Below are 25,975 nucleotides of genomic sequence, written 5' to 3' on the forward strand. Positions count from 1 at the left end.
TCCATTGCGATCATTGCCAACGCGTCACGCGGCGTACCGCCGCATTCCTTCCGCAACGAATCAAAGGAGGCAACGATGAACAAGCTGATGACAGCGCTCATTCTTGCCGGCTCGGCGTTCGCGGCGTCGCCGGCCTTCGCAGAGCAGGCCAGTCCCTACCGGCAGGCGGACGACACCTGGATCAGTCTCGATGGCACCATCACCTCGGTGACGGCCGATGCGTTCGTGCTGGACTACGGCCCGGCGGTGGTGACGGTGGAGATGGACGACGGCGACTTCGACGCGGACGCCTACCTGCTCAAGACCGGCGACAAGGTCCGCGTCACCGGCCTGGTCGACGACGACATGTTCGAGACCACCAAGATCGAGGCCAGCAGCGTCTACGTCGAGAACGCCGGGACCTACTTCTTCTCCAGCGCCACCGACGAGGAGGACAGGTTCGTCACCACCGTGCTTCCGGTGGTCGATGCGCAGACCTACCTGCAGGGCGTGGTCAGTGCGGTCGACCCGGCCAACAGCCACTTCGTGATCGACACCGGCGCCAACGACATCCGCGTCGAGGTCGACGACATGGCCTACGACCCGATCGACGACACCGGTCTCCAGCAGGTCGACGTGGGCGACCGGGTGAGCGTGGCCGGCGACATGGAAGTGGACTTCTTCTCCGACCAGACCCAGCTGTCCGCCGAATCCGTGGTGGTGCTTTCCGACTAACCGCCGCACGGCGCCCCAGGGCACTGCACGAACCTGCCGACCCGGTGGCACGCGCCGCCGGGTCGGCCGCATCCGCCCCAGGTGCGCGCCCAGCCCGGGGCCGCCCACCCTGTCCCGGGACACCCCCGCGCGCGGGCCCTGGCCGCGCCCCGCCTGATAGAATCGAAGCACTCATTACCCCAGACCAATCGGCGGCCGGCGGGCCGCGGCGGAGCGCTTCCCCCACATGAACTGGCTCAACGACGTCCTCCAGAACGACCCCGATCCCACCGAGACCCGCGAGTGGGTCGAATCGCTGAAGGCCGTCCTCGACGCCGACGGCCCGGAGCGCGCCCACCAGCTGCTGCAGAACATGGTGGAGCTGACCCGCCGCAGCGGCGCGCACATGCCGTTCGCGCCGACCACCGAGTACGTCAACACCATCCCGACCCACCTCGAGCCGCGCATGCCCGGCGACGCGCAGCTGGAATGGCGGATCCGCTCGATCATTCGCTGGAACGCGATGGCGATGGTGGTGCGCGCCAACCGCAAGCCCGGCGACCTGGGCGGCCACATCGCCAGCTTCGCCAGCTCCGCCACCCTGTACGACGTGGGCTTCAACCACTTCTGGCGCGCCCCGGGCAAGGATCACCCCGGCGACCTGCTGTACGTGCAGGGCCACAGCTCCCCCGGCATCTACGCGCGCTCGTTCCTGGAGGGCCGCTTCAACGAATCCCAGCTCGACCACTTCCGCATGGAGGTGGACGGCCGCGGCATCAGCAGCTACCCGCACCCCTGGCTGATGCCCGACTACTGGCAGACGCCGACGGTGAGCATGGGCCTGGGCCCGATCGCCGCGATCTACCAGGCGCGCAACTGGAAGTACCTCGAAGCGCGCGGCCTGATCCCCAAGACCGACCGCAAGGTGTGGTGCTTCCTGGGCGACGGCGAGACCGACGAGCCGGAGAGCCTGGGCGCGATCAGCGTTGCCGGCCGCGAGGGCCTGGACAACCTGGTGTTCGTGATCAACTGCAACCTGCAGCGCCTGGACGGCCCGGTGCGCGGCAACGGCAAGATCATCCAGGAGCTGGAGGGCGGCTTCCGCGGCGCCGGCTGGAACGTGATCAAGCTGGTCTGGGGCAGCTACTGGGACCCGCTGCTGGCCAAGGACAAGGACGGCATGCTGCGCAAGCTGATGATGGAGACCGTCGACGGCGAGTACCAGAACTGCAAGGCCTTCGGCGGCGCCTACACCCGTGAGAATTTCTTCGGCAAGTATCCCGAGACCGCCAACCTGGTGGCCAACCTGTCCGACGAGGACATCTGGCGCCTGAACCGCGGCGGCCACGACCCGCACAAGGTGTTCGCCGCCTACGACCGCGCCATGAACACCAAGGGCCAGCCCACGGTGATCCTGGCCAAGACGGTCAAGGGCTACGGCATGGGCAGCGCCGGCGAGGCGCTCAACCCCACCCACCAGACCAAGAAGCTGGACGACGAGGCGGTGCGCGCGTTCCGGGACCGCTTCAAGATCCCGGTCTCCGACGACCAGCTGAAGGACGGCCAGGTGCCGTTCTACCACCCGGGCGATGACTCCGACGAGGTGAACTACCTCAAGGAACGCCGCAGCAAGCTCGGCGGCTACCTGCCGCAGCGCCGCCGCAAGGCCAGCGAATCGCTCAAGGCCCCTAAGCTCGAAGCCTTCGACCGCCTGCTCAAGAGCAGCGGCGAGCGCACCATCAGCACCACCATGGCGTTCGTGCAGGCGCTGGGCATCGTGCTGCGCGACAAGCAGGTGGCGCCGCGGGTGGTGCCGATCGTGGCCGACGAGGCGCGCACGTTCGGCATGGAGGGCATGTTCCGCCAGCTCGGCATCTACGCCCCGCAGGGCCAGAAGTACAAGCCGGTCGACCGCGACCAGCTGATGTACTACCGCGAGGACGCCGCCGGGCAGGTGCTGGAGGAGGGCATCACCGAGGCCGGCGCCTTCGCCAGCTGGATGGCCGCCGCCACCAGCTACAGCACCAACGACCTGCAGATGCTGCCGTTCTACATCTACTACTCGATGTTCGGCTTCCAGCGCATCGGCGACGCCGCCTGGCAGGCGGCCGACATGCGCGCGCGCGGGTTCCTGCTGGGCGCCACCGCCGGCCGCACCACCCTCAACGGCGAGGGCCTGCAGCACGAGGACGGCCACAGCCACCTGCTGGCCGGCGCCATCCCCAACTGCCGCGCCTACGACCCCACCTTCGGCTTCGAGGTCACGGTGATCCTGCAGCACGGCATGCAGCGCATGCTGGAAGAGCAGATCGACGAGTACTACTACATCACCCTGATGAACGAGAACTACACCCACCCGGACATGCCCGAGGGCGCCGCGGAGGGGATCATCAAGGGCATGTACCTGCTCAAGGAGGCCGGCAAGCCGAAGAAGGGCGAGATGCGCGTGCAGCTGCTGGGTAGCGGCACCATCCTGCGCGAGGCGATCGCCGCGGCCGAGCTGCTGGACAAGGACTTCGGGGTGACGGCGGACATCTGGTCCTGCCCCAGCTTCACGGAGCTGCGCCGCGACGGCCTGGCCGCCAGCCGCCACAACCGCCTCAACCCCGAAGCCAAGCACAAGCGCAAGCCCTACATCGCCGGCCTGCTGGAGGGCCGCCAGGGCCCGGCCATCGCCGCGACCGACTACGTGTACGCGTTCGCCGACCAGGTCCGCGCCTTCGTGCCGATGGACTACACCGTGCTGGGCACCGACGGCTTCGGCCGCAGCGACACCCGCGCCAACCTGCGCCGCCACTTCGAGGTGGACCGCTACTACATCGCCCACGCCGCCATCGACGCGCTGGCCAAGGACGGCAAGATGACCCCCAAGGACGTCTCGCGGGCGATCAAGCTGTACAAGATCGACGTGGAGAAGCCCGACCCGGTGAACGCCTGAGGCCGGGTTCCGGGCGGTCCGTGCTCCGTTGCCGCGACGGGCCGTGCGGTCCGGACCATTCGCCACTCACCCATCGGCCGCGCGCTGCGGTTCGCTCGAGGCTTGGGACCACGACACCGGCGAAAGCCGGTGTCGTCGTTTCCAGCGGCTGGCCCACCGGGCGCGTCGCCGGCGCCAGCGGGCCATGCCGCCCGACACGGGTGGCCGGCGCGGGCCCGGCCCGTTCTTCCCATGGCGCGATCTGCCGGGGACATGTCCTTTTAGTCGTCGTCCCGACCGGTATTCTCTGGTGCCTGCCAGTCGCCCCGCCCTGCGAGCGGTCGTTCCACCGTTGCAGGATCGCGGCCGGCTGCGGCTATGCCGATACCGACGCGTTCTTCCGCGCGTTCCGGCGGCGGACCGGCCTGCGCCCATCGGAGTGGCGGGCCCGCTTCGCCGAAAGCGAACCGGCGGAGCGGACGGCCGCACCCATTCCACCGGAGCGATACGCATGATCCTGGGCAAAGCCCTCCTGCTGGCCTCCCTGGCACTTCCGCTCTCGGTGGCGGCCGCGACGCCGCTGCCCCTGCTGCCGGGCAGCCGCACGCCCGTGTACGTCTGCCCGCCGTGCCCGCACGTGGCCGACGTGCGCGATGCGCATCCCCACCACGGCCCGGGCACCTGCCCGGTCTGCGGCATGACGCTGGTCGAACGCCCGCTGCGGCCGGGGGCATCGCCCGCCGCGCTGCACGCCGGGCCGGGTACGTTCACCATCCACGCCGGCCCCAGGGGCACGCGCGAAGTGGACGTGTACTACTACCGCCCGCGCGGCCTGGGCGAACGTTCGCCGGTGCTGATCGTGCTGCCGGGGGCGGGGCGCAACGCCTGGGACTACCGCGACCACTGGATCGACGCGGCCGAGCGCTTCGGCGTGCTGGTGCTCTCGCCGCACTACCCGGAAAGCCGCTACCCGCGCTTCTGGAACTACAACCTCGCAGGCATGATCGGAGACGTGGTCATCGACCAGGAGGCGCGGGCGATGATCGATTACCGGATCGCGACCGACCGGCAGCAGTGGCTGTTCGACGACATGGACCGCATCTTCGACCAGACCTTGCGCGCGACCGGGCTGAAGACGCCGCGCTACGACCTGTTCGGGCATTCCGCCGGCGGCCAGTTCCTGCACCGGTTCGCGCTGTTCGCCGCTGGCGACACCCGCGCCGAGCGGATCCTGGCGTCCAACGCCGGCTGGTACACCGTGCCCGATGCCGAGGCGCGCTTCCCCTACGGCCTGGCCGACGCGCCGATCGAACCCCGCCAGCTCGCCGCGGCCTTCGCCCGGCGGCTGGTGGTGTTCCTGGGCGGCGCCGACGACGCCGGCGAAACCCGCGGCGACCTGGTCCGCAGCCCCGAGACCGACCGCCAGGGCCTGCACCGGCTGGCTCGCGGCAGGCACTTCTACGCCCGGGCCGCCAAGCTGGCCGCCAGCATGGAGACCGAGTTCAACTGGGCGCTGACCGTGGTGCCGGGCGTCGGCCACGACCCGAAGCGGATGAGCGAAGCCGCGGCCGCGTACCTCTATGGAACGCCGGCAGACGGCAGCAGCCCCCGCGCGGCAAGCCAGGTTCCCAGGCGCGCGACCGGCCGGCCGGCGGCGAACCCTCCAGCGCGGCCGTTCCCGTAGCAGCGACGGCAGTCGCGACTGGATGCCTCGCCCACGTGCCGGCCGAACAGCTCGACCTGGATGAGGCCGTGGGTCCTGCGCGCCTGGCCCTGTCGGCCGATGGCTATCCCAGACCTTCGGCACCGTGCTCAAGGTGATACGCGCTCGGCGTGCGGCGGACGGATTCCGGCGAGCCGCCGGCCAAGCGGCGCCCCGGCAGCCAGGCGAAGCGAACGGCAAAGCCCGAATCACCCAACTCCGCCCGGCCGGCGGGCTTGACCGGCACGACGGCCATCACACGGCACTGGATGTCGCGTCGCGGAAAGCCGATGTCGCCCTAGCGTTGCAGACGCCCCCGGCATACCGAGTTCTGGCGCGATTCCCGCGATTTGGCGTGATTCTGGCGCGATTCGCACTCCGTTGGCGCGGTAGCCGCTGTCGATCCCCCTGCCTTTCCCACCTTGTCGGAGCGACCGCAGTCGCGACCTGCTATCGGCCGAGTCCATGTTCCGGCGTGCCCGCCGGTTATCCGGCAAATTCCGGACAAGCCGGTGAAGCAAAGGCTGAACTGCCGACATCCAGGCTGACAGGAGCGTTCAATGCCGCAGATACCCCTCGGATCCGCGATTCGATTCGCCCCATCCTTGGGGCCGCAGCACCGGCGAAAGCCGGTGTTGTCACTTTCGGGCTTCAGCGCGCCTCGATTCCGCTTTCGTAGGCCGCCTGCCTGACCAGGAGGAGCAGGGCCCGAGTTCGCGTCCTGCCGGGCGATCTGCGAGCTGCCGATGTCGCACGCCATCAGCAGCAGCCGCAGCATCCAGTCGTAGAGGTCGCGCAGCACGATCTCGGTGGGCAGCGGGACGTGCAGCCCTTCGCGCGCGGTCTTCGAGCAGGCCTTCGCCGACCAGCCGATACAGCGCGGCCCTGACCGGCGTGGCGCTGGTGCGGTACTGCGTGGCGAGCCTGGCCGGATCGATGCGCTGCCCGGGCCGGTAGCGGCCGGACTACAGCTCACGCCTGAGCTGTCCGTGCACGAATGCACTCTTGGAGTGGGTCGCGTCCATGGCGGACTCCATGTCTGCTTGGCGGCCTTCCTGGGATGGATAGTACAGGGAATCCTGCGGTCCGACGCGGCAACCTGTGTGGCGTCGCCGCGGATGCCATCGAAGGGCCGAGGTTGACGTCGACCGTAGGAATTTTCCTACGGCGGAACGACGCGCCTTTCGATAAGCTTGAACCGTGGATGCCTGTTGCTGGCCGTTGGATCGCAACGATCCGCGACGTCCGTCACATCGCAGCCAAGGGCGTAGGCACAACAACAGTCAGGGGGACTCGATGATCAGACCGCTCGCCATCTTGGCGATCGTCGCGCTGTGCGGCTTGGCCATGATTCCTGCGCGGGGGCTGGCGCAGGAACAATCCTTATTGCCATACCAGGAGTATGACAAGCGCATTCGAGCCGCGGAACAAGTCGGCGCATTGGACTCGAGCCTGTTCGGCGAGCAGATCAACATGTTCGATCAGCAGACGTCGTTCGGCCAGACCGACATCGACCTTCCTGGCAACAATAGCTTGCGAGTCGAGCTGCGGCGAAGCTTCAGCGTACGGCCCAAGCACATGTATGCGAGCAATCCTCGGCCCTACGGCGGTGCTGGCGATTGGGACATTGACGTACCCCACATTAGCGGCACCTTCGACGGAGCCTATGGGTGGAACATCGGTACCTCGGGCGAACGGCCGCGCTGTTCCAGCAACTTCGGCCCACGGACCAACTCGCCTTTTCGTATCGCGGATATCTGGTCCGGAAACTCGGTGCATATCCCAGGGCGGGGCACGAATGAGATCCTGGCCTACCCCGATGCCGCTCACTATCCGCCGGATGGTAAAACGCACTTGTGGACTACGCGCGAGTTGGATTCCTTCGGTTGCACGCCGATGGCTTCCGGCTACCCAGGAGAAGGCTTCGTAATGCGGACGCGTGAAGGCGTCGAATACACCTTCGACGTGGGTACCACGCGCTTGGCTGGCTCCATGGGTCGAAGCGGCACGGCGAGCCGGCGCACCCGCGTCCAGGTGTTTCTGCTGGCCAGTCGCGTGGAAGACCGTTTCGGCAACTGGGTGACCTATTCTTATAACGGCGATGGCCACCCCACCCGGATCGAGGCAAGCGATGGCCGTCGAATAGACCTGACCTACAGCCATGGCCAGTTATCCACCGCCGCCGCCCATGGCCGCCAGTGGTCCTACCATTACTCGGGTGACCGGCTGAGCGGCGTCACCCTGCCGGATCAGTCCCAGTGGGGCTTCGCTTACCAGGGATCACTGGAGATCAACTATGGCACCTGGGATGTCCCCATGGGCCCCACCTGCGCTTCGCCGCCAGTAGACGCAGGCCAGTTCGGTTTAGCTATCATGCACCCATCCGGTGCCGTCGGGACGTTCCAGTTCGCGCACGGGCGGCGCTATCGCAGCGGAATCGCCCAGAGTACTTGTGTCGTGGACACGCCGCAAAGCGACGGGCAGCCCGCGACCTACTACATGGCGGTCCCGCGCCATTACGATGGCTTCCATCTAACTTCAAAGACGGTGTCTGGGACGGGCATTTCTCCTGCCTTGCAATGGACGTACACCGATGATGGGCAGAACTATCCTTATGGATCCACGGCGCTGAGCAAGACTGTCACTGTCACTCAGCCGGACGGCAGCGAAAGCCGTGAACACTACGGTGTCCGCTACGACCTCAACGAGGGGCGCCTCCTTGGCTCGCAGATTGTCACTGACACGGGCTCGGTGCTCGAATCCCAGCAGTTTGTGTACGTCTCGGAGGCTGAAGCCGGGAGCCAGCCCTTCCCCGACCTCTATGGCTTCATGTACGGCGGCAGCGGGCCTGCGACCAATCGCATCCGCCCACTACGCACGCGAATAATCAGCCGCCAGGGCACGGACTTCACTTGGCACGTCAACTCTTTCGACGTGTTCGGCCGTCCGGTAAACGTGAGCAAGTCGAGCACCGTAGCCAATTCCCCTAGCAAGAGCGAAGTCATCGCTTACCACGACAACCTGGCCAAATGGGTACTCGGGCAGCAGGCGCGGCTCACGGTCAATGGCGTGGTGGCCTCGGAAACGAGCTACCACAGCACCTATGCGCTCCCCACGGGCTTCAAGCAGTTCGGCAAGACCGTGCAGACCCTGACCTACAGTGCCGACGGTACCGTGGCCACCGTAAAGGACGGCAACGACAACACCACCACGCTCTCGAGTTGGAAGCGGGGCATTCCACAGGCGATCCGCTATCCAGCGACGCCCGAGGCGACGGCCGGAGCCACGCAGTCGGCGGTGGTCAACGACCACGGTTGGATCACCCAGGTCACTGATGAGGTCGGGTTCGTTACCGACTACGAGTACGACCTCATGGGCCGGCTCAGCAGGATCAAGTACCCGGCCAGCGACTCGGTGAGCTGGAACCCGACCACCTTCACCTTCACCAAGGCAGGTAGCGGCGCCTACAGCATCCCGGCCGGCCATTGGCAGCACGTGGCCGCCACCGGCAACGGCCGCAAGGTGACCTACCTGGATGCGCTGTGGCGGCCGGTGCTGGTGCATGAGTACGACACCGCCAATTTCAGCGGCACGCAACGGTTTAGCAGGCAGTCCTTCGACCACGCGGGGCGCACCACCTTCGCTTCCTATCCGAGCGCCAGCGGCACTCCGACCACCGGTACCTGGACCGAGTACGACGCCCTGGGCCGGCCTATCTCGATCACCCAGGACAGTGAGTTTGGCGCGCTCACTACGATCACAGAGTACCTGAGCGGCTTCCAGACGAGGGTAACTTCGCCGAAGAACGAGCAAACCCACTATCGCTATCTGGCGTGGGATCAGCCCACCACCGACTTCATCGAACGGATCATCCAGCCAGAAGGGGCCTATACCTACTTCGGGCGAGACGATTTCGGCAAGCCGACCTACATCACCCGCCGCAACGCGAACGGCAGCGTCTCCCTGACCCGGCGCTACGTCTACAGGCCCGACTACCAGACCCTGTGCAAGATCATCGAGCCGGAGGCGGGCGTGACCGTGCAGGACCACGACGGCGCCGGCAACCTGCTGTGGACCGCCAGCGGTCTCGATCTGACCTCGACGGCGAACTGCAGCTACGGCAGCGTGCCGGCATCGGCCAAGGTCTGGCGGACCTACGACGGCCGCAACCGCATCCAGTCGCTGACGTTCCCCGACAGCCTGGGCGACACCACCTACGGTTACACCCGCGACGGCAAGCTCGACCAGGTCTCGGTGAGCAATGGAACCGGGGCATCGGTCACCACCGCCTACAGTTACAACAAACGGCGCCTGCCGGTCGGCGAGGCGGTGGCAGTGGGCTCGCACCAGTGGGGCATCGGCTACGGCTACAACGCCAACGGCCACCTGAGCACCCATACGCTGCCCGGCGGGTTGACGGTGAACTACGCCCCCAATGCGCTCGGTCAGCCGACCCAGGCCGGCAGCTACGCTACGGGCGTGAGCTACTTTCCCAATGGGGCGATCAAGCAGTTCGCCTACGGCAACGGCATCACCCACACGCTGGGCCAGAACGCCAGGGGCCTGCCGGAGCGCAGCCGGGACGCCTACGGCAGCACGGCGTTCCACGACGACAGCATGGATTACGACCTCCACGGCAACGTCGCGGCGATCAGCGACGGGCTGCCGGGCAACCGCGGCGATCGCACGATGGAGTACGACGGGCTGGACCGGCTGACCGAGACCGTCTCGCCGATGTTCGGCACCGCCAGCTATGCCTATGACGTGCTCGACAACTTGAAAGCCGTTCGCCTGAGCGCTGGCACCAAGGCACGCGACCACACCTATGTCTACGACGCCAATCATCGACTGAACCTGGTGACCAACACCTCGGGCGGAGCGACGGTGGCAACGCTGGGCTACGACGCCAGGGGCAACCTTGCCAGCAGGAACGGACAGACCTACCAGTTCGACCAGGGCAACCGGCTGCGCGACGTCCCCGGGGTGGAAAGCTACCGCTACGATGGCCACGGGCGGCGGGTGCAGGCGACCCGCAACGGCGCCAGCATCTATTCGGTCTACGGGCAGGACGGCGTACTGCGGCACCAGCGCGACGAACGCACCGGCAAGACCACCGAGTACGTGTACCTGGGTGGCAGCCTGGTGGCGCAGCTTGATGATCCCATCCCGCTGGCGACACCCACGCTCACCGTCCCCGGGTACAGCAGCACGGGCAGCTATACCGTGGGCTGGACCCCGTCGGCCCTGGCGACCAAGTACCAGCTGGAAGAGCAGGCCAGCGGCGGAAGCTGGAGCAATATCCACAATGCTGCCGGCACCAGCAAGGCGGTCTCCAGCAAGCCGGCGGGCAGCTACGGCTACCGCATCCGCGCCTGCCATGCGAGCGCCTGTGGCAGCTGGAGCGAGGTCGCCACGGTGACCGTGCAGCTGGCACCGATCAGTGCGCCGACACTGATGGTGCCACCGAAGGGACTCAATGGCAGTTACACGATCAGTTGGAACGCTATCGCCGCAGCCGACCGCTACAAGTTGCAGGAGCGCCAGGGCGGCGGCGGCTGGGTCGCCCTGCCCGAAGTAACGGGCACCAGCAAAGCGTTCTCGGGCAAGGTCGCCGGTAACTGGAGCTACCAAGTGGCCGCTTGCAACGATGCCGGCTGCGGTTCTTACTCGCCGCAGGGAACGGTGCAGTCGATCATGAAGCCGGCCAGCGCCCCGACATTGACGGTGCCGGCCACGAACCTCACCGGCAGCTACGCGATCAGCTGGACCAGTGTCGAGACGAGCACCCGCTACGAGTTGCAGGAGCGCCTGAACAGCGGAAGCTGGAGCGCCATCCATGAAGCGGCCAGCCGGTCCATCTCGGTCACGGGAAGGACCACCGGAACCTGGGGCTACCAGGTACGCGCCTGCAACGAGGCCGGCTGTGGCGCCTACTCCCCAGTCAAGACCACAGCAGTGACCCGCCCGCCGACCTCGGCCCCGACGCTGATCGTGCCGCAGGGCACCAGCACCAGCGGCAACTATACGATCAGCTGGACCTCGGTGTCTCCGGTCACCAAGTACCAGCTGGAGGAGCGGCTGGGAAGCGGGAGCTGGAGCAGGATCCACGAGGCGGCCGCGGCCAGCAAGGCGGTCTCGGGCAGGGCGACGGGCAGCTGGAGCTATCGGGTGCAGGGCTGCAACGCGGCCGGCTGCGGGAGTTGGTCGAGCGTGAAGGCGGTGGCGGTGACACGTCCGCCGGCGGCTCCGGCGATCACCAAGTCGATCAAGGTCCAAACGTATGTGGGGTCCATGACCAAGATCCAGTGCGAGGTTGCCTGGACGGCCACGGCAACAGCCCAGACGTACGAGTTGCGGGCCTACAACGGCGTCGTGCAGTACAGCGGCCCGCTTACCAATGTGAGGGGAGCCTATAACACCGCGACCTACTGCGCGAATAGCCACGTGGTGCGAGCGTGCAACTCGGCCGGATGCTCTTCATGGTCAACACCCCCTTATCCTCAAGGACTCATCGAGGTGGGCGACCCCGGAGGGCCGGGAGTTCCGCTTGGCGAACAGGATGTCCAAGGAGAAGGCGCATGAGCCCCAGGATGTCGATGATGCGGCGTTGGGCCTTTCTGGCCTTGCTCTGCATCGGGCCCCAGGCACTCGCGCAGACGGCCATCAAGTACATTCATACCGACGCGCTCGGCAGTGTGGTAGCAGTCACCGATGCCAACCGCAACGTGATCGAACGCCGCGAGTACGAGCCCTACGGCGTGCAGCTGACGCCGGCGGCGCAGGACGGACCGGGGTATACCGGGCACGTGCAAGACGCTGCCACCGGGCTGGTGTATATGCAGCAACGCTACTACGATCCGATGCTGGGGGTGTTTCTCAGTGTTGATCCGGTAAAGGCCTACGGTAGCCTGGTCTCCCAGTTCCACCGCTACAGATATGCGAACAACAATCCCTACAGGTTCACTGATCCGAATGGACGACTCGCAAGGGACAAGGAAGAGCCGCCTTCACCTGAACCGACGCCACAAGAGGAGAAGCCTGAGCCAACTAACTTAGCTTCAGTCGTCGTAATTGGTGTTCGTCCAGCGCCAGGACCAGTTTCAACACCAACTCCATGGATAGGTGTTGCGGGCCGTCTCGGCAGTCGTCTTGTGGGCCCTGCATCACTGTTTTGGCCATCGCCGATGGGCGCTTCTCCGTGTGAAATGCCAGGCGGACCACTTTGTGGCACGATGATGTCTGGTTTGTTTCCGCCGGGATTCTGGCCTGGTGATTCTGGTGCAGCAGAGTGGGGAAGGAGAAACGGGGTAGGCGCGAAAGAAGGGAAAGACAGATTCCATAGGGGAGTGAAAGAACATACTCCTGGGGCAAGAGGCGACCATGATTTTGGCGTGAACCCGGAAACGGGCGAGGTTGTTGATCAGAATGGTGAGCCAGTTGGGAATCTTAATGATGAGTAGCGAGCCGCATCTTACGAGCGACAATTTTTGCTCTATTGCGATCTACCTGTACGGCAATTCGATCTCGCTGGAATCCGTCTCGGCGCTGCTCGGATTAACCCCTACTCGATCTCGCAATCGCGGTGATGTGCGAGTAACCTCTTCCGGATCTGAGGTAGTCCAAAAGATTGGCTTCTGGGAGTACAGAGTAAAAGTCAATGTCGATCAAGCATCGTCTTCTTTGTTCGAACTTATGGACCTTGTTAAGTGCGATAGCCTTCTTGGTCAAGCTGGCATTGAAAAGGCGGAGTTGGATATCTTTGTACCACTTGAGTCAGGGGATAGCGAGAGCGGATTCAGCATGGAGATGCCGTCTGGCTTTCTCGCGAGATTGTCTAAGCTGGGTTTTGACGTGGTGGTTACCTCACGCTAGACCAACCTATAAGAGTCCCCGGCTCTGCCGGGGAGGCAGTAGTCGTTTGACATCTCCGGCAGTCCATTCCGGAGACCCCGAATCGTGACCCGCCAAGCACACGAGACGGAGAATCCGAGATGGATGAGTACGAGAGCTTAAATCACACCCAGTGGGAGTGTCTTTACAACGCGGTGTTCATCCCGAAGTGCCGTCGTAAGACGCTGTACAGGCAGCTTCGGCAGTATCTGGGCGAAGTGTTCCGGCGCTTGGCCGAGCAGAAGCGGAGCCGGGTGGAGGAGGGGCATCTGATGCCCGACCATGTCCATATGCTATTGAAGATTCCGCCGAAGTATGCGGTGTCGCAAGTGGTGGGATACATCAAGGGCAAGAGCGCGATACATATGGCACGGGTGTACGGAGAGCGGAAGCGGAGCTTCGTGGGTCAGAGCTTCTGGGCCCGAGGCTACTTCGTCTCGACGGTAGGTCGGTACGAAGCGGTGATTCGGGCGTACATCAGGAACCAGGAGGCAGAAGACCGCCGGTTGGACCAGTTGCAGTTGTTGAGGTGACGGGGGCCGCCTTCAGGCGGCCATTCCAAGGGGAGCGCGCAGCGCCCCCGCCAGCCGCTTTGAGCAGCTCACACATCTCAAAGCCCCCGGCTTTGCCGGGGGCTACTTACTGAAACTGTTCGCGCCCTTCGTTCAGCACCGCCACGATGCATGGGACCAGCCGCTTGCGGCGCTCGTGGTAGCCGCCCAGCGCGGATCGCAGCGCGGGAATCTCCCGCGCCCCGCCAATGACGCTCCAGTTCCGCGAGCTCCTCGGCGGCGTTTTCGATCAGCCCCTGCTTGGCCCTGCGGATCGGCGCCAGCCGGTCGCTTCGCCGTCCATCCTGCCTCTCAGGCGCGCACGTACCCAATGCTTTTGATCCGTCAGCCGAGTCTCCATATCGACAGCCGTTGGACCGACACGACCACAGGAGCCCACGTCATGAGCACCCGAGAAAACCCAACGATCGCCCTGGTGACCGGCGCCAACAAGGGCATCGGCTACGAGGTGGCGCGGCAGCTCGGCCAGGCCGGCGCGGTGGTGCTGCTCGGCGCTCGGAACCCGGAGCGCGGCCAGGCCGCCGCGCATGCGCTGGCCGACGAGGGGCTCGCGGTTTCCTGGCTGCCACTGGACGTCACGGATGCGCAGGCCATCGAGCGCGCGGCGTCCCTGATCGCGAACGAGCACGGCCGGCTCGACATCCTGGTGAACAACGCCGGCATCGCCGTGGCCGAGGATGGCTCGCCCGGCAAGGCCTCGTTGGACGCGGTGCGCCAGGTGTTCGAGACCAACTTCTTCGGCGCGCTGGCGGTGACCCAGGCGATGCTGCCGCTGCTGCGCCGTTCCCGCGCCGGGCGGATCGTCAACGTGTCGAGCAGCCTGGCCTCGCTGAAGTTGAACGGTGATCCGTCCTGGGAGGCCTACGACGTGAAGCTGATCGGCTACAACGCGTCGAAGACCGCGCTGAACATGCTGACGGTGCAGCTGGCCGCGGAGCTGCGCGACAGCGGCATCGTGGTGCAGTCGATCTGCCCCGGGCTCACCGCGACGGACCTCAACGGCCATGCCGGCGATCGTTCGCCGGCCGAGGGGGCCAAGGCACCGGTGCAGGCCGCGCTGGTCGGCGACGCACGGAGCGGCCGCTTCGGTGATGCGCAGGGTGGGCTTCCCTGGTGACCACGCGGCCGGGTGATCGCGTGAGCGGCCGGACAGCCGGCGGCCGAGTGCGGCCCCCCACAGCGTTGCGGCACTGCTTCCTAGGCCACGTGGTGCCCTAGCCCGTTTCACGGCACTGCTATGGAGTCCGCGGTACTACGATGTACGGGACCAGCCGCTTGCGCCGCTCGGGTAGTTCCGTAGCGCGGACCGAGGGGCGGGATGTCCGGCGCCAGGGCGTACTCCATCGAAGCGCGAGCGCGTTCCGCCGCCCGATCGAATCGATGACCAAGCAAGGGAGAACGAGACTGTTGCCCGCGGCCAAGAGTGGGGGTATAAGACGGAAACCGCCGTGGCCAGGATCGGGGAAGAGGCCGGCGGACTGGGGAAAGGAACAGGACACTCATGGAGTGCCGCCCGCAACGGGTGGCGATGGAAGGGGCATGGATGAAAGCATTCGACTCGAAGCCGATCTGGGCGACCGGTCCTGCCGCGCGCCCGCAGGGTCGCCTCGTCACCAACTCGCGCCCGGGCTCGCTGGGGCCCTTCTGTCAGAGATTCTTTGGCCCAATAGGGGGTGGCGGAGCTACGGAGCTATGCGCCCAGTCGAGAGGAGCGAGCTGATGAGGCGTCTAGCAACTGTTGCGATGGCCATGGTCCTTGGCTTGCCCGCAAGCCTGCATGCAGAGCGAACGGTCCCCGCCAACTTCGATACCAACCTGTCGCGGGCGGCCGGTATCGAAGGTAACGCAGGCTCGGATTTCGGTGAAGCCATAAATTATTACTCAGGCGAGACCACATTCTACGTTCAGGGGCCATCGGTACCTGGAAATAACGACTTGCCTTTGATGCGGCCGCGCATGTTCCAAGGCTACGACGACGGCCGCAACTACTCGTTCAAGTGGGTATCGGCCGGGCCGTATCTGTCAGGAACATACAGCAAGGAGACCGGGTGGGTGACCGATGCGGATGGGGCCGATCGTTTCAAGAGGTGCTCCCGACCGAATGCAAGCGCGTCGGCGCCGATTGTTGAAAGTACCTCGGGAAAGGCCGGCATATGGGAGCCAGAGGAATACTGGAAAGGCATAACGCTGAATATTGACGGAAAGTCGATGCACCTCAACGCCGTATGGGATGGGGTGTCGATGCCGAGCATGCCGACGACAGGTGGTCCTTATAGGTGGTCGACGAACAACGGATGGTTCTTTTCTTGTATTACGCTGCCTTCGGGTGAGGAAGGATTTGTCGGGGTAACGCCGGAGGGCGAGCGGTATCGTTTCGACCGGGTTTCACAATCGTTTCCCTATCCGCAGCTCAAGAAGTACAACGATCTCGGCGACACGAGGCTTGATGTAGCGGAGGTCAGGATCACCGCGACCAGACACGAAGATAGGTTCGGGAACTGGGTGGAGGGAGGCGCGACTAGCGATGGAAGAGCGGTCACTTCTGAGTCAAATGGAACGCGAACTGTCTATAGCAGTGCAGGAAGGCAGTGGATCTATGACAGGGACGGGCAGAACCTGACGATCACATATCCTGATCTGAGCCAGTGGAAGCTCGAAGTCGACAACGGAATCATCAGGAATGATCATTCCTATCAAGGTTGCGACGGGGGAGTCCATCTCGGTGCGAGGTACAGCGGGTCCGCGACGGTAACAATAACCTTGCGTTCAGGGGCGAAAGGCACTTTTAGATTCGAGCCGCGCAACAGGGGTTACTCCGATACGCAGTACAGGTGCATGGATGACTTCCACAATGGTGAGCGGCTCGCGGTGCAGAACCTGATTCAGGGGATCGCGCTGGTTTCGAAGACGGTAAGCGGCCCGGGGCTGTCTACGATGACGACATTGTTCGACTACGGTGCCCCGAACGACTGCTTCGTCGGATTTTCTGTTCGTGGTAACGAGTGCACATCGAGTTCGCCCCGCACACGAACGGTCTCGGTTACACGGCCCGGATACAGTTTCGCTCGATATACGTTCGGGAACCGGGCAGAAGTGGACGATGGTCTGCTTCTGAAGCTGGAGATTGGCGCGGGGCCGGACAGCATCAGAAGGACGGAAACTTACAAGTACCAGCAGTTTGATCCGATCGGCGTACCTGTCGGCATATCTGAGCAGGCGCCGCAGCACTGGGCGAAATACCGGGTCGAGGAGAGCGAGAGAGTTGTCACCGATGCTAGCGGCGCTTCATTCGCTAGACGAGTGCTCGAGTTCGATAGTCTGGCTAGGCCTCTCCGGACGAGGCGCTGGAACTCTTCTGGCTTTGATAGAACGGAGACCGTTGCCTACCACGACAACCTGGCCAGATGGGTGCTCGGCCAACCGTCACGGCTTACCGTGAACGGGGTCGTCGTCTCCGAGACCAGCTACAGCAGCTACGCCCAGCCGCTGACGTACAGGTCGTTCGGCAAACTCCAGTGGACGCGGACCCACGATGTGACCATCGCCGGTCAGATGGGTACGGTCAAGACCGTCAAGGACGGCAACAACAACGTCACCACGCTGAGCAACTGGAAGCGTGGAGTTCCACAATCGATCGCCCATGCCGACGGGACGACGCAATCGGCGGTGGTGAACGATGCGGGATGGATTACCCGGGTCACGGACGAGAACGGCTTCGCCACCAACTACGCATACGACCCGATGGGGCGGCTGAGCAAGATTACCTATCCGGCCGGCGACAGCACGGCCTGGAATGCGACGACGTTCGTCTTCGAGCAACGGGCGGGGAGCGCCTATGGGTTGTCCGGAGGCCACTGGCGGCAGGTCATCAGCACCGGCAACGGCCGCAAGCTCACCTATTTCGACGCGTTGTGGCGGCCGGTGCTGGTGCAGGAGTACGACACCGCCGACGCGGCGGCGACCAATCGTTTCACTCGCTACGCTTACGACCACGACGGGCGGACGACCTTCACCTCGTACCCGGTGCCCTCTGTGTCGTCGCTGTCTGCCGTCACCCAGGGTGTCCACACCAGCTACGATGCGCTCGGCCGGACCACCTCGGTGCGCCAGAACTCTGAGCTGGGCGACCTTGTCTCGGCGTACAGCTATCTCAGCAACGACGACGGCTACTACACGCGGGTAACGGACCCCAAGGGCAACCAGACCCGGACCTGGTTCCAGGCGTTCGACGAGCCGAGCTACGACACCCCGATCTCCATCTGGCATCCGGAGGGGGCGTACACCCACATCACCCGCGACGTGTTCGGCAAGCCGACGAGGATCCGGCGCAGCAACAGCAGCAGTGCAACCGGCGGCACCACCGTCGTCAATCGCTCCTATAGCTACAATGCCAACCACGAACTGTGCCGCATGGTGGAACCGGAGACCGGCGCCACCCTGATGGGATACGACGGGGCAGGGAACCTGGCGTGGTCGGCAGGGGGGCTGCCGATCAGCACCGCATGCCACGCGACCGGAGATACGGCTGCGATCAGCGCCCGGCGCGCGCTCCGCAGCTACGACGAACGCAACCGGATCACGTTCCTCAGCTTCCCCGACAACCGCGGCAACACGGCGCATACCTATACGCCCGACGGCCTGCCGAGGACCATCGAAGCCAACAACGGCGGCGGCAACGTCGTGACCACGGCGTACAGCTACAACCGGCGTCGCTTGCTGACCAGCGAACGGATGGAGTGGGGCACGATCGCCTGGACGCTGGGCACCGGCTACAACGCCAACGGGCATGTCAGCTCGCACAGCTATCCGGCCGAAGGTGCCGTCAGCTACGCACCCAACGCGTTGGGTCAGCCGACGCGGGTGGGTAACGTCGTCACCGGAGTGACATACCACCCCAATGGAACACCGAAGCAGTTTGCTTATGACAACGGCATCGTCCACACCTTGACGCAGAACGATCGGGGGCTGCCAGAGACCCGTATGGATGCGTACGAAGACACCAGGTTCCTGCAGGACCAGTACGACTACGACCCCAACGGCAACGTCGCGGCCATTACCGACGGCGCCACCGGTCGCAACCAGCGCGGCAACCGCGACATGGAGTATGACGGGCTGGATCGGCTCACCCGCACCACTTCAGCGATGTTCGGCACTGCGACCTATGCCTATGACGTGCTCGACAATCTGACTCGCACCAAGTTGAGTGGCGGCAATGCCGCGCGTGACCATCACTACTGTTACGACGGCAGCTGGCGCCTGGCCAGCATCCGGAATGGAAGCTGCAGCGGCAGTACCGTGACGGCTCTCGGCTACGACGAGCAGGGCAACCTGAGCAGCCGGGGTGGCGTGAATTTTGGCTTCGATTACGGCAACCGCCTGCGCAGCACCAGCGCCGGCAATACCACCTATGTCTACGACGGCCTGGGCCGACGGGTGCGGGACATTACCGGGAGCAGCCGTTACAGCCTGTACAGCCAGGCCGGGCAGCTGATGTTCACTTCCGATCGGCGCAAGGAGCTCGATACCGTCTACCTCTATCTTGGCGACAGGCTGGTGGCCCAGGTCGACCGCTCCAGGGTGCCGCCCAGCGGCGTGCCCACCTTGAGTGTTCCGGCCACCAACAATACCAGCTCCTTCACCGCCAGCTGGACCGCGGTTGCCACCGCTGAGCGCTACGAACTGGAACAGCGCAAGGGCGGCGGCGCCTGGGGCCAGGTCTACAGCGGCCCCAGCCTGAGCACCGTGATCAGTGGCCTGAGCAATGGTAGCTACGAGCACCGCATACGTGCCTGCAATGCCGCTGGCTGCGCGGGATACTCGGACATCGAGTCGACGGCAGTCGCGCTGCTGCCCGGCGGCGCTCCCGTCGTGACTGCTCCGGTCCACGACAATGACGGTGCCTTTGCCGTCAGCTGGACGGCGGTCGCAGGGGCTGCCAGCTATCGGCTGGAACAGCGCAAGGACGGCGGCGCCTGGAGCGAGATCTACAGCGGCACGGCGCTGAGCAAAGCGATTACCGGGTTGAACAATGGTAGCTATGACTATCGCGCGCAGGCGTGCAACGAGGTCGGTTGCGCGGGCTTCTCGCCGATTGCGACGACAACGGTGACGTTTCCGCCAAGCGGAGGAGCGCCTACATTGACCGCGCCTGCGATCGATAGCGACGGAACGTTCACTGTTTCCTGGACCAGCCGCAGCGGCGCGACCGAGTATCGACTGAAGCAGAGCAAGGATGGCGGCAGCTATACCACCGTCTATACAGGCCCAGGCTTCAGCAAGATGATGCTCGGCTTGAGCGTGGGCACCTGGGACTACCAAGTCCGGGCCTGCAACGTGGGCGGGTGTACGGCGTATTCCAATATCGCAACGACGGAGGTGGTCTTCCCGCCAAGCGGAGCGCCGACCCTGACGGCGCCGGCTACGGACAACAACGGTGCATTCACCGTCAGCTGGAACAGTGTGACTACAGCGACGAGCTACATCCTGCAGCAACGCAGGAACGGTGGGTCGTGGGGCGAGATCTACAGCGGCGCAACGCGCAGCAAGGCCGTCTCGGGCCTGAACAACGGCAACTACGACTATCGGGTCCAGGCCTGCAACGCGGGCGGGTGCGGGGCATTCTCGGGGATCAAGACCACCGTGGTCACCCACCCGCCGGGGGGCGCCCCGACCGTGACCGCGCCGGCGACCGACAACAATGGGGCGTTCACGATCAGTTGGACCGGCGTGAGCGGTGCGACGAGTTACGACCTGTGGCAACGCAAGGACGGGAGCGGCGTCGAGGACCCCTGGCAACTGGTCTACAGCGGCGCCTCCTTGAGCAAGGCGATGTCGGGCCTGGCCAACGGCCGCTACGAGTACCAGGCCAAAGCCTGCAACACCGGAGGTTGCGGCAGCGGCTCGGCGATAAAGGTCACCGTGGTGACCCACCCGCCTGGCAGTGCACCTACCGTCACTGCACCGGGATCCAATAGCAACGGCGCCTTCACCGTCAGCTGGACGAGCGTTAGCACGAGCACCAGCTACCGTCTCGAACAGAGCAGGAACAGTGGTAGCTGGACGGAGATCTACAGCGGCGCCAGCCGCAGCAAGGCCGTTTCCGGGCTGGGCAACGGCAGCTACGCTTACCGGGCACGAGCCTGCAATGCCGGCGGCTGCGGCGGCTACTCCGGGATCAAGACTACGCTGGTCACGTTCCCGCCATCGGGCGTGCCCACGCTGAATGCACCTGGTCACGTCAACAGCTATCTGCAAACCAGCTACTCCGTGTCCTGGTCCACCGTCGCCACCGCCACCCGCTATGAACTGCAGCGCCATCCCGGTAGCGGGAGTTGGAGCGTTGCCTACAACGCTGGCGGGACCAGCTCCACGTTTGCCTCAGTGGTGGGCTTCTGGAGCTATCGCATCCGCGCCTGCAATGCCGGAGGATGCGGCTCCTTCTCTTCAGTGAAGACGGTTTCCGTGGAAAACATGGGCGGCTGCAGGCCGGGAGAGCCGACGTGTCAGGATCCGCTGAGCGTGCCGGAGACGGGAGAGCAGCTATGAACTGGCGGAAGCTATGGGTGATCGGCCTGCTCGCGGTGTTCTGGCAACCGGCCCATGCGCAGAAGGTGTCCTACATCCACACCGACGCGTTGGGCTCGGTCGTGGCGATCACCGACCAGGACCGGAACGTGATCGAACGGCGCGAGTACGAGCCCTACGGCGCCCAGCTGACGCCGGTGGTGCAGGACGGGCCGGGGTACACGGGGCATGTGCAGGACGCTGCCACCGGGCTGGTGTATATGCAGCAGCGCTATTACGATCCGGGGATCGGGAGGTTCCTCTCGGTTGATCCCGTTACGGCTTACGAGAAGCCGATGACGAACTTCAACCGCTACGCCTACGCTTTCAACAGCCCATACAATTTCACCGATCCTGATGGAAGAGACGGTGTCACCTTTGTTGGCGGTGTGATTACTGAAAGTTGGAACGCACTCAACGGCCGTGGATTCGACGGCGATACGGTGATCGGAGCGTTGAAGGATGGGTACGATGGTGAAGGTGATGGGTTCGCACAGGCTGCTTTTAATGATGCAACAACATTCGTTCCGGCCGGGGCGATTGCGGGTGGTGTAATCAAGCTGACGCGGATAGCAAGAGCAGCAATCCATACGGAACGACTAGCTAATTTTTCACGTCTTAGAACAGCAGCGACATCCGCGCAGCAAGCGTATAAAGGAAGCACCTTAATCGGACATGCGCTTTCCAAGCATGCTGGGAGAAATCCTGGCGTATGGGGAAGAATGTCTGGTTCCATGAGGACTTGGAATACTCAAGCAATGAGGCATTTTCGCGAGATCGTCAGGGGGCCAGGTAGGTTCCAAGAAGTTACGAACAAGGATGGCACAAAGTTCCTTGAGAAAACTTTAAGGGACGGAAGGGGGGTTCGGCTGAATATGGATGGCACTTTCAAGGGATTCATCGACAAATGAGCAATCTCGTTGAACTAGTTTTTGAGAACGTTCTAGATGCGCGATTGAACGATTTTATAGGCACACTGATTGAAGGTTCTTGCGTTTTGTCGACGGATGTGAGTGAGGCTGACAGAGATTCTTTGGATTGGGATGGTGATGTTGCAAAGATTCTGAACGCTACGCCGTCTACTTCTGCCACGATCTCCCTGAGTTTAGATAGGGTGGACTGGCCACAGATATCAATCCTAAGGCCGCTTCTTCAAATCATCAAGTACGATGGAGCGTATGACGTGGCATTGTCTTTCATCCCGGAGGATATTTCCCGTAAGGGTTGCATTGGGCCGATTGAATCGCTTCGCTTGAGCGCAGTTGAGTTTTTAGGGTTATCTGGTGGCGAGAATGTATATTGTGGGTATGAGCCAGCGCATGATGAGAAGACGAGGTTCTTCACTAATAGCAGCGCCGGCCCTATAGTCGATTTTTGGTAGCAGGCCAGCGTGACAAGAAACTAGAGAGGACAAGCCTCAAGGGGGCGGAGTGGAATGGCCTCGGTTCTTCGGCCAGTAGACCTAGGGATCATCTGAACAACGTGGCTTGACGCAGTGATTCCAGTGTTTGGGGTCAACAAGCTCTCATCGCGACGCTCGTTGCGCCGTTTTCGGCGAATTTGGGCGGGGTTCCCCGCCCGGGGGACACACCTCTCCCGTCGCCGGCAGCAAGTGCCGGCGCGCCATCCAGAGATTCGACAACGCGAACAACGTCAGCATCTGGCCGGTATTCTTCATCAAGCCGCGGTAGCGCACCTTGATGTGGCGGAACTGCTGCGATGACGTAACGTTTGTTCCGCACATTTGACGGAGGCGGTGGCCCCCGATGGAATTGGGACTGCGACGTTCCAACCAACGAGGACCACCACCATGAACGAGTCTACGCCTACCCTGGGCAAGGTGATCAAGATCGACGAGGCACGGATCCGGGTGCCGGCACCCGGTGGCGCCGCCGCCCATTTCACGGCGTTGAAAGGCGCCCTTCACCATCATGGCCGTTCGGACCGCCGACCATCCGAGGCGGTCGCCACGCATGAGGTTTTCCATGTTCGTCTGCAGCTCCGTCGCTCCTGAATCCAGGGCCATCGTGAAGGCGGCCGCAATCGCGCTGGTCGCTTTCGGCTTGCTGGCCGCGTGCGCGCCCGGCGACGACGCCGCGCAGCCGGCTGGCGAATCACCGGCGCCAGCCTCCAATGCGGCGCCGGCGCCCGCGGGCGACGCCGCCATGCAACAGGACCCCACGCCCGACGACGGCACGCAGCAAGACGCCACGCCCGCGGCCGCCACGGGCGGCACGGTGGGCGGCGATGGCTCGGAGATCCGGCTGGAGGCGCTGAGCGCGAGCGACCTGGAAGGTGCGGACCTGGGGGGCGAACTCGGCTGCAGTTTCTCCGCCGACGGGCAGCCGCTGCTGCACGCCATGGGGATCGTGGCGTCGGAGGAGCCGGCCCGGGGCATCGTGAAGGTCGCCGGCTACGTGGAGCCGGTGCGCGCGCCGGGCGGGTTCGACGGCATGACCCGCGACCCCACGTTCACCGGGCAGGGCAAGACCATCCGCATCGTCGAGACCGGCGCCGCGATCGGCGGCGGCGAGTCGCCGCCACGCCCGGCCACGCTGACCTACCAGCGCGCCGATGGCGCCAGCCGCACCTTCGAGGGCCGCTGGCAGTGCGGGCCCTGAGCCGGGCGCGCGCCCTCAGCCGTAGCGCGCCAGGAACATCTCCACCGCCGATTCGGCCACCGCGTCCTGTTGCGCATCGGTCAGCGGCGCCTGCCCCATCGCGATCTGCGGCCAGAACGCCGCGCCCTTGACCAGCGATTCGAGCTGCTGGGCGGCGAAGGCGGGGTCCTCGGTCCTGAGCCGGCCGTCGGCGGCGGCGGCGCGCACCCAGGTGGTCATGGCGTGTTCGCGCCGTCCCAGCAGTTCCATCAGCTGGCGGGCCAGCTCGGGCGAATGCAGGCTGGCCACGATGGCCACGCGCGCCAGGTCGGCGAAGTCGGGCTCGTGCAACAGGCGCAGCTTGCGCTGCACCAGTTCCAGCAGCTGCCCGCGCAGGGGCGTGCCGGCGCGGTAGGGGGTGGCGCGCTCGTCGCTGCCGCGGGCCATCAGTGCATCGACGATGTGGACGAACAGCGCTTCCTTGCTGGGGAAGTGGTTGTAGACGGTGCGCTTGGACACCCCGGCGGTGGCGGCGATGCGGTCCATGCTGGTGGTCTCGAAGCCGGCAGCGCGGAACTCGGCCACGGCGGCGTCGACGATTGCCGCGCGCTTGCGGTCGGTAAGCCGGGTCGGGGGGGCGGGGCGGGCCATGCGGGCAAGTTTACACCGGTGAGTTTACTTTCTGGGATCGGCTAACTACACTGCACCGTGTAGTTTCTGGATGCCCGCCATGACCGCACCGCCGTCCCGCCGCCGCCGCTCCTTCAGGCGGCGCCTGATCGCCCTCACCCTCGCCTTCGGAGTCATTGCCGTGAGTGCCTGCACCCTGTCCCTGGTCCGTACCAATCGCCCCCTTGCCGGCTACCCGGCCTCGCCGCAGGCCGCCGAGGGCAAGTTCCGCAACGTTGCGCCGCGCCCGCCCCAGGGCATCGGCTTCATGGCGCGGCTGCTGTGGGACTTCGCCTTCCACAAGCCCGCCACCACGGTGCCGGACGCGCCGCCGGTGGTGCTGCCGCTGACCCGCGCCGCCCTGGAGGCCGCGCCGGACCGCAGCTTGTTCCGGCTGGGGCACTCGACCCTGCTGATCAAGCTGCGCGGCGGGTTCTGGCTCACCGATCCGGTGTTCGCCGAACGCGCCTCGCCGCTGCAGTGGATGGGACCGAAGCGTTTCCATGCCCCGCCGATCGCGCTGGAGGCGTTGCCGCCGCTGCGCGGGGTGCTGCTCTCGCACGACCACTACGACCATCTGGACCGCACCGCGGTGGTGGCGCTCGCCGGCAAGGCCGAGGTGTTCCTGGCGCCGCTGGGCGTCGGCGACCGGTTGGTGGCCTGGGGGGTGCCGGCGGCGAAGGTTCGGCAGTTCGACTGGTGGCAGGAGACCGAGCTGGACGGGCTGCGTATCGTCGCCACGCCCGCGCAGCACTTCTCGGGGCGCGGCCTGTTCGATGGCGATCGCACGCTGTGGACGTCCTGGGTGATCATCGATCCGCCGGCGGGCGCGGGCGGCGATGGGCTGCGGCTGTTCTTCAGCGGCGACACCGGTTACTTCGACGGTTTCAGCGAGATCGGCCGCCGCTTCGGCCCGTTCGACGTGGCCATGCTCGAAACCGGCGCCTACGACGCGCGCTGGGCCTACGTGCACATGCTGCCGGAGCAGACCGTGCAGGCGCATGCCGACCTGCGCGGCCGGGTGCTGCTGCCGATCCACAACGGCACCTTCGATCTGGCGATGCACGCCTGGGACGACCCTTTCGTACGCGTCGCCGCACTGGCCGCCGACCGCGGCATCGCGCTGGCCACGCCGCGCATGGGCGAGCGCTTCGACCTGGCCGCGCCGGAGCCGACCGCGGCCTGGTGGCGGGAATGAGGCTGCAAGGCCGCAAGGCGCCGTACACGGGCTGACGCGGACCGGGCGAGCGCCCTCGGCTGGAGAGCAGCGCCCGCAGTGGCCGGCCCCGTTGGCGGCCATTGCGCGACGCGCGCACGCGTGCTCTTCGAAACCGTGCCTTTCGGCATTGCCGCGTGCACGGGCCCGCCG

The 25,975-nt window shown here is 65.1% G+C and carries 16 protein-coding genes and 1 pseudogene; 14 read left to right on the forward strand and 3 right to left on the reverse strand.

What is annotated here, in order from left to right; genetic code table 11:
* Window positions 1-75 precede the first annotated feature (75 nt).
* The 3 genes from QFW77_RS16855 (at window position 76) to QFW77_RS16865 (ending at window position 5,294) form a co-directional block, all read left to right on the forward strand.
* Window positions 76-714 (forward strand): NirD/YgiW/YdeI family stress tolerance protein, encoded by a 639-nt coding sequence (locus QFW77_RS16855; RefSeq protein ID WP_280575972.1) that lies wholly within the window; start codon window positions 76-78, stop codon window positions 712-714.
* Window positions 715-940: 226 nt separating this feature from the next.
* Window positions 941-3,631 (forward strand): pyruvate dehydrogenase (acetyl-transferring), homodimeric type, encoded by a 2,691-nt coding sequence (gene aceE, locus QFW77_RS16860; protein WP_280575973.1) that lies wholly within the window; start codon window positions 941-943, stop codon window positions 3,629-3,631.
* Between the two features lie 490 nt (window positions 3,632-4,121).
* Window positions 4,122-5,294, forward strand: coding sequence for a hypothetical protein (locus QFW77_RS16865; RefSeq protein ID WP_280575974.1), 1,173 nt, complete (start codon window positions 4,122-4,124; stop codon window positions 5,292-5,294).
* A gap of 656 nt (window positions 5,295-5,950) precedes the next feature.
* Here QFW77_RS16865 and QFW77_RS16870 read toward each other — a convergent pair.
* Window positions 5,951-6,250: a GntR family transcriptional regulator gene (locus QFW77_RS16870; protein ID WP_280576133.1), complete on the reverse strand. Its 300-nt coding sequence runs from the start codon at window positions 6,248-6,250 to the stop codon at window positions 5,951-5,953.
* Window positions 6,251-6,608: 358 nt separating this feature from the next.
* On the opposite strand from QFW77_RS16870, the gene QFW77_RS16875 reads away from it, so the two are divergent.
* The 8 genes from QFW77_RS16875 (at window position 6,609) to QFW77_RS16910 (ending at window position 22,718) form a co-directional block, all read left to right on the forward strand.
* Complete coding sequence (locus QFW77_RS16875; protein WP_280575975.1) at window positions 6,609-11,894, forward strand: RHS repeat protein; 5,286 nt, start codon at window positions 6,609-6,611, stop codon at window positions 11,892-11,894.
* Complete coding sequence (locus tag QFW77_RS16880; RefSeq protein WP_280575976.1) at window positions 11,891-12,772, forward strand: RHS repeat domain-containing protein; 882 nt, start codon at window positions 11,891-11,893, stop codon at window positions 12,770-12,772. Before QFW77_RS16875 ends, QFW77_RS16880 begins: the two co-directional genes overlap by 4 nt.
* A complete protein-coding gene (locus tag QFW77_RS16885) occupies window positions 12,762-13,184 on the forward strand; it encodes a DUF4279 domain-containing protein (RefSeq protein WP_280575977.1) in 423 nt (140 codons plus the stop codon). Before QFW77_RS16880 ends, QFW77_RS16885 begins: the two co-directional genes overlap by 11 nt.
* 119 nt (window positions 13,185-13,303) lie before the next feature.
* The gene (gene tnpA, locus QFW77_RS16890) at window positions 13,304-13,735 is read left to right on the forward strand and encodes an IS200/IS605 family transposase (protein ID WP_280575978.1); all 432 of its coding nucleotides are present in this window, start codon (window positions 13,304-13,306) and stop codon (window positions 13,733-13,735) included.
* A 421-nt stretch (window positions 13,736-14,156) separates the two neighbouring features.
* The gene (locus QFW77_RS16895) at window positions 14,157-14,891 is read left to right on the forward strand and encodes an SDR family oxidoreductase (protein WP_280575979.1); all 735 of its coding nucleotides are present in this window, start codon (window positions 14,157-14,159) and stop codon (window positions 14,889-14,891) included.
* Between the two features lie 602 nt (window positions 14,892-15,493).
* Entirely contained in the window at window positions 15,494-21,319 is a 5,826-nt protein-coding gene (locus QFW77_RS16900) for an RHS repeat protein (RefSeq protein ID WP_280575980.1), read from the forward strand.
* A gap of 17 nt (window positions 21,320-21,336) precedes the next feature.
* Window positions 21,337-22,248 (forward strand): RHS repeat-associated core domain-containing protein, encoded by a 912-nt coding sequence (locus QFW77_RS16905; protein ID WP_280575981.1) that lies wholly within the window; start codon window positions 21,337-21,339, stop codon window positions 22,246-22,248.
* Window positions 22,245-22,718, forward strand: a complete 474-nt coding sequence (locus tag QFW77_RS16910) for a Cdi1I family immunity protein (RefSeq protein ID WP_280575982.1) — start codon at window positions 22,245-22,247, stop codon at window positions 22,716-22,718. Before QFW77_RS16905 ends, QFW77_RS16910 begins: the two co-directional genes overlap by 4 nt.
* 144 nt (window positions 22,719-22,862) lie before the next feature.
* Here the strand turns inward: QFW77_RS16910 and QFW77_RS16915 are convergent.
* Window positions 22,863-23,054, reverse strand: a pseudogene (locus QFW77_RS16915) (hypothetical protein); the annotation flags it as partial.
* 93 nt (window positions 23,055-23,147) lie between these two features.
* Between QFW77_RS16915 and QFW77_RS16920 the strand changes: the two are divergent.
* Together QFW77_RS16920 and QFW77_RS16925 are read left to right on the forward strand one after the other, a co-directional pair.
* Complete coding sequence (locus QFW77_RS16920; protein WP_280576138.1) at window positions 23,148-23,351, forward strand: hypothetical protein; 204 nt, start codon at window positions 23,148-23,150, stop codon at window positions 23,349-23,351.
* Window positions 23,352-23,364: 13 nt separating this feature from the next.
* Window positions 23,365-23,958, forward strand: coding sequence for a hypothetical protein (locus tag QFW77_RS16925; RefSeq protein ID WP_280576139.1), 594 nt, complete (start codon window positions 23,365-23,367; stop codon window positions 23,956-23,958).
* 15 nt (window positions 23,959-23,973) lie between these two features.
* Here QFW77_RS16925 and QFW77_RS16930 read toward each other — a convergent pair whose 3' ends face one another.
* Window positions 23,974-24,588, reverse strand: coding sequence for a TetR/AcrR family transcriptional regulator (locus QFW77_RS16930; protein WP_280575983.1), 615 nt, complete (start codon window positions 24,586-24,588; stop codon window positions 23,974-23,976).
* 79 nt (window positions 24,589-24,667) lie between these two features.
* Here QFW77_RS16930 and QFW77_RS16935 point away from each other — a divergent pair, with 79 nt between their 5' ends.
* Entirely contained in the window at window positions 24,668-25,804 is a 1,137-nt protein-coding gene (locus QFW77_RS16935; protein ID WP_280575984.1) for an MBL fold metallo-hydrolase, read from the forward strand.
* The last annotated feature ends 171 nt before the right edge of the window (window positions 25,805-25,975 follow it).

The sequence above is a fragment of the Luteimonas endophytica genome (assembly GCF_029887875.1).
GTDB lineage: Bacteria > Pseudomonadota > Gammaproteobacteria > Xanthomonadales > Xanthomonadaceae > Luteimonas > Luteimonas endophytica.

Excerpts from the sequence above, each read along its gene's own strand:
- QFW77_RS16935 (WP_280575984.1), top strand. The coding sequence starts at position 24,668 with ATGACCGCACCGCCGTCCCGCCGCCGCCGCTCCTTCAGGCGGCGCCTG.
- QFW77_RS16885 (WP_280575977.1), top strand. The coding sequence starts at position 12,762 with ATGATGAGTAGCGAGCCGCATCTTACGAGCGACAATTTTTGCTCTATT.
- QFW77_RS16920 (WP_280576138.1), top strand. The coding sequence starts at position 23,148 with ATGAACGAGTCTACGCCTACCCTGGGCAAGGTGATCAAGATCGACGAG.
- QFW77_RS16910 (WP_280575982.1), top strand. The coding sequence starts at position 22,245 with ATGAGCAATCTCGTTGAACTAGTTTTTGAGAACGTTCTAGATGCGCGA.
- QFW77_RS16855 (WP_280575972.1), top strand. The coding sequence starts at position 76 with ATGAACAAGCTGATGACAGCGCTCATTCTTGCCGGCTCGGCGTTCGCG.
- QFW77_RS16880 (WP_280575976.1), top strand. The coding sequence starts at position 11,891 with ATGAGCCCCAGGATGTCGATGATGCGGCGTTGGGCCTTTCTGGCCTTG.
- aceE (WP_280575973.1), top strand. The coding sequence starts at position 941 with ATGAACTGGCTCAACGACGTCCTCCAGAACGACCCCGATCCCACCGAG.
- QFW77_RS16930 (WP_280575983.1), bottom strand. The coding sequence starts at position 24,588 with ATGGCCCGCCCCGCCCCCCCGACCCGGCTTACCGACCGCAAGCGCGCG.
- QFW77_RS16865 (WP_280575974.1), top strand. The coding sequence starts at position 4,122 with ATGATCCTGGGCAAAGCCCTCCTGCTGGCCTCCCTGGCACTTCCGCTC.
- QFW77_RS16895 (WP_280575979.1), top strand. The coding sequence starts at position 14,157 with ATGAGCACCCGAGAAAACCCAACGATCGCCCTGGTGACCGGCGCCAAC.
- tnpA (WP_280575978.1), top strand. The coding sequence starts at position 13,304 with ATGGATGAGTACGAGAGCTTAAATCACACCCAGTGGGAGTGTCTTTAC.
- QFW77_RS16900 (WP_280575980.1), top strand. The coding sequence starts at position 15,494 with ATGAGGCGTCTAGCAACTGTTGCGATGGCCATGGTCCTTGGCTTGCCC.
- QFW77_RS16875 (WP_280575975.1), top strand. The coding sequence starts at position 6,609 with ATGATCAGACCGCTCGCCATCTTGGCGATCGTCGCGCTGTGCGGCTTG.